Source organism: Candidatus Bathyarchaeota archaeon (assembly GCA_023131225.1).
In the GTDB taxonomy this organism is placed as follows: Archaea; Thermoproteota; Bathyarchaeia; order Bathyarchaeales; family SOJC01; genus JAGLZW01.
On record JAGLZW010000037.1, the window covers coordinates 1 to 12,707 of the forward strand.

The window sequence follows — 12,707 nt, forward strand, 5'->3', positions numbered from 1 at the left end:
TGTAACTTTCGGCTACGACCCAGCTAACCCTGTACTAGAAAATGTAAACATCCACGTTGAACCGAGAAAGACATTAGCTATCGTAGGTCCAACAGGAGCTGGAAAGAGCACTATTGCGAAGCTTCTCAGCAGATTTTATGAACCTCAGAAAGGAAATATAACGGTTGATGGCCACGACATTCAAAAAGTAACCTTGAACTCGCTTCATAAACAGATTGGGATTGTTTTGCAGGAGCCTTTCCTTTTTTCTGGAGCGATCATGGAAAACATAAAATATGGAAAACTTGACGCATCTGACGACGAGGTTAAACAGGTTGCGAAGATTGTTAGAATCCACGAATTCATCAGTAGCCTTCCTCAAGGATACGAGACTGATGTTGGTGAAAGAGGAGCAAGACTCTCTGTTGGACAAAGGCAACTGGTGTCTTTTGCAAGAGCCCTTCTAAGTAATCCTCCAATTCTAATTCTAGATGAAGCAACATCAAGTGTTGATCCTTACACCGAACTGAAAATAAAGAAGGCACTCGCGGTTCTCATGAAAAACAGAACATCACTCGTCATTGCCCACAGACTTTCCACAGTTAGGAACGCTGATGACATTGTAGTTGTTAACAAGGGAAGAATCATAGAGGAAGGGAACCATAGAGAACTTATGAAAGAGAAAGGAATGTATTATCACCTCTACAAGAAACAGTTCAAAGACACATAGCTGATGCGTGCATGACATCTTTGCTAGAGACAAGAACGGAAATGATGTGCTCATTGAACTGAAATATCCCTCTGCATCAAGCTCAGCTATAGGGCAACTGCTCAAATATCGAGAAGACTACAAAAAGAAGAGTAAGAATGAACAAGTGCGATGTGTCTTGGTGGCTCCACAGATTCCAGAAAGGCTTAGCACTTCTCTAGAGCAAAACCAGATGGAATATAAAGAAATCATTCTCTAATGAACATGCATGCAATGTCCATTCGCACGCGCGCGCATTTTCTTACATCTTTTGTTCTAGTAGTTAGTTCCAATAGTATTTTTATTATGGTTGTATACAATATAATACGAAAAATTGGAGCATAGAAGATGGAAATTAAGAAGAAGTATTTAATAGGACTGTTAGCGTCAGCTGTGCTAATTGGTGTCGTCTCAGGTGCTTTCATTGTTAGATATGTTTGGCAAGTTAACATGAGCATGGAATTAGTGGTGTCCTACGAACTGCAACTGACTTATCAATACGCCCCTTTTTCAAGTTACGACTGGGGACAGTTTAATCCTTCGGAGAAAAAATCGGTTTCATGCGGGCTGAATTATACAGGTAATGTGAATGCCAACGTTACATGGAACACTGTCAACTTACCGTCAGGATGGATTTTAACGGTCGAGGAACCGGATGGGGAAGGAGGTTTAGTGCTGTGGCCGGCTGGTGAATACCATGTGTATACACCTGGACTAGTAACCGGTGCTTACATATCCTTACAAGAATTTGATGGAGTGCCAAATCAATCAGAAACTTTCACTCTGAACTGGACGGCAAGTGAGTATACGCCTTAAACAGGAAAAAAACCAGTATCTACATCCGTTGCCTTTCTACTGTGAAGTAGCATAAGCAATTCCTAAGCTATGGCTGTGTTTATTAGTTCAGTTTACAGCCGTGAAAAATGAGGTTCTACTTCTCAAAATTTATGAGAATTAACGTCGTAATAGTTGCTAGGGAAGATAGACACAGATGAAAAAGCTTCACCTAATTGGTCTACTGATACCAATGCTAGTAGTTGTAGGTATCATGGGAGCGTTAGTCTCGAGTTTTTTCCTTAATATAGCCATGGCAAAAAGACCAGGTGTATTGTCCTATGAATTGCAATTGCAGTACCTTAATGGCACACGAGTTGAAAGCTACGATTGGGGACAGTTTTCAAAAGGACAAGCTAAACAGCTCAATTGTCAACTTGCCTATATGGGAAATGCGACTGCAAAGATTGCATGGAACTCAACGGTTCCTTCTGGTTGGAGTGTAGAAGTCTGGGATTACTCAACCGCTAAGTCTAGACAGTGGTATAACGGAATAACTAAAACTTTTACGCCAGGAAAGGTTCGATATATTAGAATCATCTTGAAAGAAGTTAATGGAGCACCCAATCAACCTGAAACATTCACAATCAACTTTATATCACTGACAACTGGTAGTAGGGCAAAACTAGGTTAAGATATTTCACTCATAAACTTTGAAACTGATGATTACCACGTTAAAGTTGCAACATCATTGCATGTATGCAAAATAGCATTATGAGCGTGGTGTAAAAGGAGCATGCTTGTATTACATGTTTATAAGTGAAGAGTAGGGTTTTTACATGTTTTCGTGTCAATTTCACTGCGACGTACATGACGGCTCATAGTGCGAAGCTGATGGCTACACTTAGGGCACCTGGGCCTATCTGAGACATCGCGCCATTCTCTGCCGTGCATTATCCACTTGCAACAAGCACCACACCAGTAACGAGTGTTGTAGCGTGAAGACATGGCAGTATATGTCTGTTTTTGGACATATTAGCGTTTACGTCGCAAACGTTTTTTAGCCACACCACCAATTCACAATAAAGCACATTCATTGGAGAGGCCAAACATTTCAGAAAAAACCCATAAAAAAACAGTAACCATGCCCCAGCAACCAGAAATAAACATAGGAACAATCGGTCATGTAGATCATGGAAAAACCACATTAGTACAAGCCTTATCGGGCGTGTGGGCTGCCAAACACAGCGAAGAATTGAGACGAGGTATCACAATAAAGCTTGGATATGCTGACGCCTCCGTGTACAAATGCCCAAAATGTGACATCCCAGAATGCTACTCCACGGAGCCAAAATGTCCAGCTTGCGGCACAAAATGCGAATTTCAAAGAGCTGTCAGTTTCGTAGACGCCCCTGGACACGAGGCGCTAATGGCAACAATGCTTTCTGGCGCTGCCATAATGGACGGTGCAATACTCGTCATCGCTGCAGATGAACCTTGTCCACAACCCCAAACACGCGAACATTTAGCAGCCATACAAATTGTCGGCATAGATAAAATAATTATCGTTCAAAACAAGATAGACATAGTTGACGAAAAAAGAGTCATGGAAAGCTATCGCGAAATCACCGAATTCGTCAAAGACACAATTGCAGAGGACGCTCCCGTCATCCCAATCTCAGCTCAACATGCTGTTAATATCGATGCCCTCGTCCAAGCCATCGAAGAACACATTCCTACACCCAAACGCGACATAACAAAGTCTCCTCTAATGTACATCGTCCGTTCCTTCGATATCAACAAACCAGGAACCTCCATTGACGACTTAGTAGGCGGCGTTATAGGCGGCAGCATTATACAAGGACAATTCAAAATGGGCAACGAAATAGAAATCCGCCCAGGCATACGAGTGGAAAAGCAAGGCCAAAGCGTATATGAACCTTTACACACCGAAATTGTTAGCCTTCGAGCGGGTGGAAAAGACATGGACGAAGCACAATGCGGAGGCCTAGTGGGAATAGGAACGATGCTCGACCCATCTTTAACCAAGGCAGACAGTCTCACTGGAAACCTAGTTGGGCTGCCTGAGAAGCTTCCTCCAACAACATCAGAGCTTACCGTAGAAACGCATTTTTTTGAACGTGCAATAGGAACGAAAGAAATGATTGTGATAGACAGAATACATCTCAAAGAAAGCCTCCTTTTAGACATAGGAACAACAATCACTGTAGGCGAAGTCGTTTCAGTCAAAGGAGATGAGGCGACATTAAAGCTGGGACGTCCAGTGTGCGTCGAAAAGGGAACGCGCGCAGCGTTAAGCAGGAAAGTAGCTGGAAGATGGCGATTAATCGGCTATGGTATAGTTAAGCAAATTGGAAACAAGCGCAAAGCTACAACACAAGAGAAACCTCAAGGATAAAGGGAAAAAAAGTTTGTCTTTAAAAAAATCAAGAAAGGTATTAAGGGTCATATTGGACTCAAGTTTTCTCTTTATTCCTTGCCAATTCAACGTAGATATTTTTGAAGAGCTAGCAAAAATTCTAAATCGACGGTTTGAACCAATAATCCTCTCTCCGACCTACAAAGAGTTGCAGAGAATAACTGAAAGCCGATCAACGAAATTGCGTCGACAAGCAACTTTTGCTTTGAAGTTTACTCAAAAATGCCGTCAAATCGCTGCGGAGAGAGACGAGGGTGAGTCGCATGATGACATAATTGTTCGGGTGTCGACGGAATTGAATTGCTGTGTTGCAACAAACGATAGAGTGTTAAGAAAAAGACTGAGGCGTAAAAACGTGCCAGTTATTTATCTAAGGCAAAAGTCACATTTAGCAGTAGATGGAGCCATCTAACTTTGTTACTGAAGCGCCAACTAGAATGCTTCTTTTAGTCAATAACTAAAGACGCTTCAAAAAGCTTTTTAAAATCCCTTAGAAGTTTATGTAAGGCGCGAGTTTATTCAAGTCAGGAGAAAGTGATAATGTTTAAGATTCTCGTTCTGGAAGACACAATTCGTATACCCCCAGAAAAATTCGGTGAACCTCTTACACAAGCGGGTCATGAACAGCTGAGAGTGAAATACGAGGGCATGGTAGATGATGAACTTGGCTATGTAGTAGCTGTTACTGATATTAACGTCAACCCAACTGGAAAGATAATTCTTGGTGATGGCGCCACATACCACAGGGTCTCCTTTTCTCTTATTACCTTTTATCCAAAAATTCAAGAAATCGTTGAAGGTGAAGTCGTGGAAATTGCTGATTTTGGGGCGTTCATTCGTGTTGGCCCAATTGACGCGTTGCTTCATGTATCACAACTGATGGATGATTTCATTTCTTATGATGAAAGGCAAGGTGTGTTGATGGGCAAAGAAACTAGAAGGAAACTATCGTCTGGAGATCATGTTAGAACTCGTATAACAGCGGTTTCACTGGCTCGGGGCGGGAGCTCTGGCAAAATTGGGGTAACTGCCAGGCAGCCATTTCTTGGAAAGCTTGAATGGATAAAGGAAGAAGTAAAAAAAATAAAGACCGAAGCTGAAAAAGGAAAGGCTATTGAAAAAGCTAAGGAGCAGGAGAAAAAACAGCAATGAATGAGAAAGCCTGTCGAGAATGTCACACACTCACCACAGGCGCGCTGTGCCAAAAATGCAAAACCGCAACTCTAAGTGACGATTTCAGCGGTCTTGTAATTATCATCGACCCAGAAGAGTCAGAAATAGCGAAAGTGATGGAAATCAAGGAAAAAGGACGTTACGCGCTACGCGTCCGATAACACAGCATTTCGCAAGTTATTAATTTGCATGAATTTTCCACAGAAAATAGGGGATAACTAAAACGCAACAAAAAAAGTCATGTCCAAATCTTGAAGCGAATTTAAAAAACTGTAGCTGCACCTATCCATCGTGTGACAAGAAAGGGAAATGTTGTGAATGTATTCGTTTTCATAGAGAGCGAGATGAACTGCCAGGATGCTTGTTTCCGCCCGAAGTTGAAAGAACATATGATAGGTCAATAGAGAGATTCATTGCAAGCCATGGGTGATTGACATCCGCTATCTCACACCGCAGCTTCGAAAAAAGCTAAAAAAGCCCTTAGGAACATTGTTTCAAGGCTCTTTGGAAGAAACAATGAAAATACTAGAAACATTAATTGAAAAAGAAAAACCAGCAAAAATAGTAACAGTAGGCGACCGAGTTTCACAAGACTTAACCACCTATTCTCTTTTGCCCGATGTCTTAATAATTGATAACAAGATCATGAGAAAAGAAATACCTCCCATCTCTGCAACGGCTGACAAAGTCATAAAAGTAAAGAATCCGCCTGGAACCATAACTGACGAAGCTTGGTTGGCAATAGAAAGGGCGATGCGCGATTCTCAGCGGACAAAAATTATCGTTGACGGGGAAGAAGACTTGCTAACATTAGTTGCCATCCTAACAGCACCTGAAAACTCGCTAGTACTCTATGGGCAACCCCACAAAGGAGTCGTGGCGATCAAAGCAACAGCAGAAACGAAGCACAGAGTGCAAGAAATTGTTGAAGCAATGAAAAGCAATTGAAGAAAACATCTAGGTGAAAATCGAGCCGCCTGAAAAAACATTAGTAATCAACACGATGAGCCCCGCCATTCCTAAGAACATACCTATTACCACAAGAAACGAGTTGGAGACTGCATTTGCAGGGGTCATGTTGTTTGTCCCATACATAAAAACAATAAGACCTAAAAGGCATAAGACTACTCCCACAAAAACACCTCTGGTTTCCAACGTGATCGCCAACTAATTATTCACTTACCAGACGAAAAGTGTTAAGCATGCAAAATCAATATTTGTAATATGAGTTTCTATGAAAATATTTAATAACAAGCAGAGTGGGCCCTTTCAAAAAGGATAATACATTCAAAAACATGTTGTATATGGGGGAAAATGTGAAGAAAGCGTCTCTAGCGCTAATGTTGTCTTAGCTGCCAGTGCCTATAGTTCTACACCTTTAGACCCTAAGTGGAACCTCCACTGTGACATAGTAGAGCCTTATGGAATCATAGACATATTCGACATAGTCATAATCGCTGGAAGCTAGGGAGAAGAATACAAACCCTAGTACTTATCAAAAGGAATGAAACTTTATAAGGACAAAAACACTTTTTTCTGTGCCATAACTACTCGTTAACGGAAGAATAGATTTGAAGTTGAAAATCCTCTCCCAAAAATACAACCCTTTACTAAAAAGAAAAGAAGTTGTCTTTGAAGTTGACCACAGTCAAGAAGGACAAACCACTTCACGTTTAGAACTAAGAAAAAATCTGGCGAACATGCTAAAGATAGAAATCGACTTGGTGTTCGTGGAGAAAGTAGAAACGAAAACCGGCACCATGACCGCCATAGGAGAGGCAAACGCTTACGAATCCCCCGAGCAAGCAAAACTAATCGAACCCGAACACATCATAGCCCGTAATGTTTCCTCTGAAAAACCCGCAGAGGAAACGGAAAAACCAAAAACACCGAAACTAGAAGAAAAAAAGGCGACAAAAGAAAAAAAACTTGAAGAAGGAGAACCCGAGAAAGGAGAAGAGGCAAAGGAAGTACCCTCCACTCCTAAACCCGAAAACCAAAAAGAAGAAGGAAAGAGAGAGGAATAGTAAATGTCTAAAGAAACTGAAAAATCAGAGGTCAAAGAAGAAGCTGGGACTGAAGAAGTTGCAGAGGAAGTTGTAGAAGAAAAACCCGTAGAACCTGAGAAGACAAAGGTGGAAAAAAAGAAGAAAAAAGAGAAAAAAGTTTTTGGCTACTACAAAATTGAGGAAAAAGGCTTGACACGGCTACGACCGTTCTGTGAAAGATGCGGTCCAGGCTACTTCATGGCAAACCATGGCAACCGATACACATGTGGACACTGTGGCTTTACACGGTATAAACAAAACCAAGAATAGCGAGGCGCAGAAGACTGAACCAGCCAAAGATGAAAATCCGCGTCAACGTTTCCATAAACAACATATCCGCTGAACGCTTCTGGGAAATCAGACGCCCCCTTCCTCCAGTAAAGATCGCTACAAACCTCAACCTCATAAGTATAAACAAACCAAGTGAAGATTTGTTGGAAGTACCTTTTGTTTTTACCATAAACTACAATCCTGCAGTGGCTCAAATCAGTGTTAAAGGCAAGGCTAACGTCACGGGAGATAAAGAAGAGCTTGAGAAGATATATGCTGATTACGGAGAGAAGAAAGCGCCACCGCCTATGATTGTACAGACCATTTCTAATGTTGTGTTTTTGGAATCAGTGCTTATTTCCAGAACTCTGAATATTCCCCCACCTATTCCACTTCCTAAAGTACCATTAGCAAGCAGAAAAAAGAAGAAAACTGAACCAAGTTATCGCGCGTAGAAAATTATTGCAACTATTTATTTCAATGGCACATACATCGACGACCTTGAAGCGCCAATGCCTGGTTGTCCATGTTTTACAGGCTTATTTGTGATTGCGTATTCTCCAAGATAATGCCCAATCATTTGAGGAGCGATTTCAATGGGGAGAAATTCTTTCCCATTGTGAAGTAATATTGTCACACCGGCCATTTCTGGGAGTATGACCATGTCTCGGGTGTGGGTTTTAACTATGACACTTTGTCCTTTATCCATCGCCGCTTTTGCAGCTCTTACGTTTTCCAACAAGATTCGTTGCTCAGCTTTGAGTCCGCGTTGTAGGCTTCTGCGATGGCGGGACGGGAGCAAAAGTATAAACTCGTCCATCGAAAGACTCTGCAATTGTTCGAGAGTATGTCCCCGGTACATGAATACTTTCGGCATTTTTTACGTTCGCCTACCCAATGCATCTTTAGGGCTGTTTATTAACCTTTTCCGAAGTTACTTTCTTCTTCTTTTCTTCCTACCAGTACTTCTAGCCGCAATTAAGCCTACTTTCTTGCCTGGTGGCGCCCCGCGTGCGACTGTGGTGACTTTGCGACCACCTCTCTTACTACTCCCGTAAGGATGCGCGGCAGCGACCATGGCTCTGCCACGTGTTCGTGGATATTTATGCCCTTTCGCCTTCTTTTTGTGGTATTTTCTACCGGCTTTAAGGAATGGTTTCTCAAGCCGCCCAGCTCCGGAGACTACGCCTATAGTAGCGCGGCATAAATCATTGATGTATTTCGTTTTCCTCGAAGGAAATTTTATCATGGTTCCTTGTGGTGTGTGGGCGACAACGGTTGCATATGTTCCGGATGAACGTGCTATCTTTCCTCCGTCACCTGGTGAGAGTTCTATTCCGCAGATCATGGTGCCTTCTGGTATGTTGCTTAGAGGAAGGACATTACCTATTTCGATTAGTGCTTGGCTGCCAATTTGGATTCTTTGGTCTTCGTGTACGCCTTCAGGAACTATGAAGTGATAGGCTTGGTTGTCTTGGAGTTTTATTCTTGCGAGGGGTGAGCCTCGTCCGGGTTCGTGGAAAATTCCTTCTATTCTGCCCTCGACGACGCCTTCTAGTTGTTCGTTGCTGATTGGAGGGTATTTGGCTGGAGCTATTCTCTTTTGGGTGGATGCTTGGAAGGTTGGTCCTCCTCGTCCTCGTCTTTGCACTCGAATTCGTACACCCATGATTCTGACCTGCCTCCTATGTGAAAGAAGATGGCTGTTTAAATTCTTTACTCTAGCAAATCTTGCTATTGTACATGTATGTTTTGGCGAGAATTGCGCGTGCACGAGATTGATGGAAAAGGTTGTTATGCTGGGAGGGGTTTTGCTTCGATTCCGAGTTGCTTCTTTATCTGTTTTGCAAGCGCATATGCATCACCAGCTCGGTAGTTATCGGTTATGGCTAGTTGTGGGTTGCTCTGCCTGACGTATTCCAGCAAACCTTTGAAGTCGGAGTGGTCGCTCAAGGCTACAACGTATTCTTTTTCACCTGTTTGCCTGCAAGGCGAGTTAAACTCCCAACCACTCACACAAACTCTAAACCTGTTCAAACCTATTTTTTTGCGCCAATTCATGTGATAAAAGGCAACATACTGCGTTTCTTCTTGTAAGGTGAGCTGTAGTTCATGCTTGGTTACGAATAGAGGTCTACAAATTCTTACTCCGTGTTTCTGATGGATTTTCGAAATTTGAAGGATTCTTTCAGGCATTATAAATGGTGCATTAATCTTTGCTTCGTGTAATATCTGCATTACCTCTTGAAGTTTTCCGTGATATCCGAAAACATAAACAGGGCCTTGTTTCAATCCTTTCTCAACGATAGAAACCAGCATATGTTCTACCTCGTCTCCGAAGTTCCTTGTGCGCCATGGACTACCATAAGTAGCCTCGATGATTAGAACGTCTGACTGAATGACAGGAGTGTTTTGGATTCGAAAGTCACTTGTGTAAAGGATACGTATACCATCAGCGTCCTCCACGAGCACTTGAGCCGTGCCAAGAATGTGGTCAACTTTGTGAAGAGTTAACTGCTCATCGTCAAAAATCAAAGGCTTATCGAACTCGATTGCTTTTACATTGCCCCTCAAGAGAAAACTCTGTCCTCTCATGACATCAATCAAATCTTTAGTTGCGGGCGTCATCACCACTGTGTCACAGTTTTTCAAACTTCGATGTAACCCGTTCATGTGGTCAGCGTGCGCGTGGGTCACAACTCTCAGAGGCCTGTTTTCTTCATGAGCGTCACAGGTTACATGTTTTCCCAAAAGGATTGCGCCTTTACTTGTCACATTCGCCTTCAATAGCAAGTCCATGTAAAGCAACCAAACTGCACTATTTGTTTAAAGGCACTAAAATCATTTATCACCCGACTTTACGCATCGCTGAGGTGTTGCCCTCCCTCTATGTGCTCCCGATAGGTTCTTAATAGACCCGGAGTATAGTTTTTTTTTGAGGAAACTGGTTTTTCATTAATCATCTTAACATCTGAAAAATTTCCTTAGTTCAAATATTGATTCCCTCTTCATAATGGATTTTAAGACAAAAAGAAATTGCATTCCGAACTGAAATGGGTAACCTTAAAGAAATTCGTTTAAGAGTTGCTAAGCTTCAGATGGAGACTAAGGAACTCAAACGCTTAAAATCAGACTGTGACCACATGAAAAAGTTCCGCAAAATGATTGTCAGAGAAAAATTCGACTAGCAGTGCGATGATTTAATGGAAAAGAAACTAGAAGAGACCTTGGGAAAAGCTCTTGACAAACTGCTTCAAGGGACTCTTGAAACCTACTACCAACTGGTGAACAAAAAATTTCTCAGTCTTGTAAAATCAAAGAGAGACTTTCTCTTTGGTATCATAGTAGGAGACTTACTTGAGGGCTTAGGCTTCTGCACATATGGAGCATATAAGAGATACCCTAACGATGAAGAATTCAAAGATTTACTCAAGATGATCCAAGAAAAATCAGAAGAAATACGAGAAAATATCAAGTCAATACTTTCAAAATAAATCCATCACAATAGAACACTATTGACTAAGATTATTTTTTCTCTAGCTGCTTTTTCATTGAACGTATCGGGTAAGAAAGGAATCTTGAAATAAAATCTCTGAAGCCAACATTCCCTACCAACGCCCCCATAAGAAAGCTCATTATTATAATTTCAATCCAGGCTTTAGGGATAATTATCGGTAGCATAAACATCATGGCAGAGCCATAAACGTACAAGACTAGGTAAAGGAAATAGAAAACTGTAAACAAGCATTCAGGAATGAATGATAGAAGTACAATGGGAACAGTGTGAGTAGAAGGGCGTGAGCTTTTGTTTATTTTTAATCCTTTGAAGAGTAAACCAGTTGTTAGGCCTGTTAGAGCCTTTCCGACTGGTATCCCAATAAGGGAAAGGAATCCAAGGCTACCTACTGTGAAGCCAAACGAGTATCCTGAATATATTCCACCAAGGAGCCCTACAATTGCTCCTATACTAGGACCTCCGAAGATTGCGGCGATAAACGTTGCAATGTGTGAGAAATCTAATGCTGCTCCACCCCCACCTGGGGAGGTGGCTGCTAATATTGGGGCAACGTTAATTGAAATTCCAGCGAGGACGTTTCCTAAGGCGCTCATTACAGCAATGAAAGCTATTTGTTTCGAGTTTAAGAAGACCATAGTGTTAACCACGCGATTTTACAAGGTAAACCACTAGCTATTTAAGAGTAACTACTCAAAAAAGAGTGGAAATCGTGTAGGTATTACATAAATGTTATACTTTGCATACTATGTCAGGGCTAGTCGAACAAATGACAGATCTTGTCGAAATATCTCGCAAAGCACTGAAAGCCAACAGCAAAGAATACATTAGCTTGATCGATGAATCCGTTGAACTCTTGGCTTCAGAAGAAGGGCAAATGGGAAGATTGAGCATTGAGGGGCGGGTCATTAAAGCGAAGCCTTCTGGGGAGGTAATTGTTATAGGTGATCTGCATGGTGACCTGGAGAGTCTTGTGTATGTGCTGAAAGCTTCAAAATTCATGGAAAAGGTAACACAAAATAGTGTTCTCTTGGTTTTTCTCGGCGACTACGGAGACAGAGGTTCCAATTCTCCGGAAGTTTACTATTTAATCCTGAAATTGAAGCAGCTTTTTCCGCAGAAAGTGGTGTTGATGCGAGGGAACCATGAAGGTCCAGACGACTTGTTGGCTTATCCCCATGACTTGCCAGAAAACCTGCAGGCAAGGTTTGGTAAAGAAGGCTCAGTTGTCTATTCAAAAATTCGTGAACTGTTCCAGTATTTGTTCACTGCAGTTGTTGTAGATGGGCTTTGTGTGATGATTCATGGTGGAGTGCCAAGTTGTGCTTCCTCATTAAAAGATTTAATTTTTGCTCATTTGATGCACCCAAAGGAAAGACATCTTGAAGAAATTCTCTGGAGCGACCCAGATGAAACTATCATAGGAACCCATTCATCGCCCAGGGGAGCTGGAAAACTCTTTGGTGAAGATGTCACCAAAAAATTTCTTGACATGTTAAATGTCAAATTTCTGATTCGCGGGCATGAGCCCTCTCAAAGCGGTTTCAAAATCAACCATGAAGGCAAAATACTAACATTGTTCTCAAGAAAAGGACCACCTTACTTCAACTCTTCAGCAGCATACTTGCAACTTGACTTATCCATCAAACCGCAAAACGCATATGAACTCATGCCATATATTCACAAGTTCTAACTCTCTAATTTCGACCAACTATCTTTTTAGCAAAAATATGCATAATGTTTAGCAAGCTAAGGATTAGG

The 12,707-nt window shown here is 41.8% G+C and carries 19 protein-coding genes; 14 read left to right on the top strand and 5 right to left on the bottom strand.

The features are described 5' to 3' along the window. From KAU88_09395 to KAU88_09435, 9 genes are all read left to right on the top strand, one after another. Window positions 1–709, top strand: a 709-nt coding sequence (locus KAU88_09395) for an ATP-binding cassette domain-containing protein (GenBank protein ID MCK4478720.1), incomplete at its 5' end; no start/stop codon positions are given. A gap of 7 nt (window positions 710–716) precedes the next feature. After that, window positions 717–947, top strand: coding sequence for a DUF91 domain-containing protein (locus tag KAU88_09400; protein MCK4478721.1), 231 nt, complete (start codon window positions 717–719; stop codon window positions 945–947). Between the two features lie 128 nt (window positions 948–1,075). Then, window positions 1,076–1,543, top strand: a complete 468-nt coding sequence (locus tag KAU88_09405) for a hypothetical protein (GenBank protein ID MCK4478722.1) — start codon at window positions 1,076–1,078, stop codon at window positions 1,541–1,543. Window positions 1,544–1,718: 175 nt separating this feature from the next. Beyond that, window positions 1,719–2,195, top strand: coding sequence for a hypothetical protein (locus KAU88_09410; protein MCK4478723.1), 477 nt, complete (start codon window positions 1,719–1,721; stop codon window positions 2,193–2,195). A 450-nt stretch (window positions 2,196–2,645) separates the two neighbouring features. Continuing rightward, window positions 2,646–3,920, top strand: coding sequence for a translation initiation factor IF-2 subunit gamma (locus KAU88_09415; GenBank protein MCK4478724.1), 1,275 nt, complete (start codon window positions 2,646–2,648; stop codon window positions 3,918–3,920). Window positions 3,921–3,933: 13 nt separating this feature from the next. After that, complete coding sequence (locus tag KAU88_09420; protein MCK4478725.1) at window positions 3,934–4,353, top strand: DNA-binding protein; 420 nt, start codon at window positions 3,934–3,936, stop codon at window positions 4,351–4,353. 128 nt (window positions 4,354–4,481) lie between these two features. Next, complete coding sequence (locus KAU88_09425) at window positions 4,482–5,093, top strand: DNA-directed RNA polymerase (protein MCK4478726.1); 612 nt, start codon at window positions 4,482–4,484, stop codon at window positions 5,091–5,093. Beyond that, window positions 5,090–5,275, top strand: coding sequence for a DNA-directed RNA polymerase subunit E'' (locus tag KAU88_09430; protein MCK4478727.1), 186 nt, complete (start codon window positions 5,090–5,092; stop codon window positions 5,273–5,275). Before KAU88_09425 ends, KAU88_09430 begins: the two co-directional genes overlap by 4 nt. Window positions 5,276–5,630: 355 nt before the next feature. Beyond that, window positions 5,631–6,062 (top strand): GTP-dependent dephospho-CoA kinase family protein, encoded by a 432-nt coding sequence (locus tag KAU88_09435; protein MCK4478728.1) that lies wholly within the window; start codon window positions 5,631–5,633, stop codon window positions 6,060–6,062. Window positions 6,063–6,071: 9 nt separating this feature from the next. Here KAU88_09435 and KAU88_09440 read toward each other — a convergent pair whose 3' ends face one another. Continuing rightward, window positions 6,072–6,281 carry a hypothetical protein gene (locus KAU88_09440; GenBank protein ID MCK4478729.1) on the bottom strand — a complete coding sequence of 70 codons (210 nt, stop codon included), beginning with the start codon at window positions 6,279–6,281 and terminating at the stop codon, window positions 6,072–6,074. 404 nt (window positions 6,282–6,685) lie between these two features. Here KAU88_09440 and KAU88_09445 point away from each other — a divergent pair, with 404 nt between their 5' ends. The 3 genes from KAU88_09445 to KAU88_09455 are packed head-to-tail and all read left to right on the top strand — an operon-like array spanning window position 6,686 to window position 7,887. Continuing rightward, complete coding sequence (locus KAU88_09445) at window positions 6,686–7,141, top strand: hypothetical protein (GenBank protein ID MCK4478730.1); 456 nt, start codon at window positions 6,686–6,688, stop codon at window positions 7,139–7,141. 3 nt (window positions 7,142–7,144) lie between these two features. Beyond that, window positions 7,145–7,432 (top strand): 30S ribosomal protein S27ae, encoded by a 288-nt coding sequence (locus tag KAU88_09450; protein ID MCK4478731.1) that lies wholly within the window; start codon window positions 7,145–7,147, stop codon window positions 7,430–7,432. Window positions 7,433–7,461: 29 nt separating this feature from the next. Next, window positions 7,462–7,887 (top strand): hypothetical protein, encoded by a 426-nt coding sequence (locus KAU88_09455; protein ID MCK4478732.1) that lies wholly within the window; start codon window positions 7,462–7,464, stop codon window positions 7,885–7,887. Window positions 7,888–7,904: 17 nt separating this feature from the next. Here KAU88_09455 and KAU88_09460 read toward each other — a convergent pair whose 3' ends face one another. From KAU88_09460 to KAU88_09470, 3 genes are all read right to left on the bottom strand, one after another. Next, window positions 7,905–8,309, bottom strand: a complete 405-nt coding sequence (locus KAU88_09460; protein ID MCK4478733.1) for a 30S ribosomal protein S19 — start codon at window positions 8,307–8,309, stop codon at window positions 7,905–7,907. Window positions 8,310–8,366: 57 nt separating this feature from the next. Then, window positions 8,367–9,101: a 50S ribosomal protein L2 gene (locus KAU88_09465; protein ID MCK4478734.1), complete on the bottom strand. Its 735-nt coding sequence runs from the start codon at window positions 9,099–9,101 to the stop codon at window positions 8,367–8,369. A 125-nt stretch (window positions 9,102–9,226) separates the two neighbouring features. Beyond that, window positions 9,227–10,231, bottom strand: coding sequence for a hypothetical protein (locus tag KAU88_09470; protein ID MCK4478735.1), 1,005 nt, complete (start codon window positions 10,229–10,231; stop codon window positions 9,227–9,229). Window positions 10,232–10,635: 404 nt separating this feature from the next. Between KAU88_09470 and KAU88_09475 the strand changes: the two genes are divergently transcribed. Continuing rightward, window positions 10,636–10,926: a hypothetical protein gene (locus KAU88_09475; protein MCK4478736.1), complete on the top strand. Its 291-nt coding sequence runs from the start codon at window positions 10,636–10,638 to the stop codon at window positions 10,924–10,926. 31 nt (window positions 10,927–10,957) lie between these two features. Here the strand turns inward: KAU88_09475 and KAU88_09480 are convergent, their stop codons facing one another. Further along, on the bottom strand, window positions 10,958–11,584 hold the full coding sequence (locus tag KAU88_09480; GenBank protein ID MCK4478737.1) for an ECF transporter S component: 627 nt from the start codon (window positions 11,582–11,584) through the stop codon (window positions 10,958–10,960). A 131-nt stretch (window positions 11,585–11,715) separates the two neighbouring features. Between KAU88_09480 and KAU88_09485 the strand changes: the two genes are divergently transcribed. After that, window positions 11,716–12,639: a serine/threonine protein phosphatase gene (locus tag KAU88_09485; protein ID MCK4478738.1), complete on the top strand. Its 924-nt coding sequence runs from the start codon at window positions 11,716–11,718 to the stop codon at window positions 12,637–12,639. Window positions 12,640–12,707: the final 68 nt, after the last annotated feature.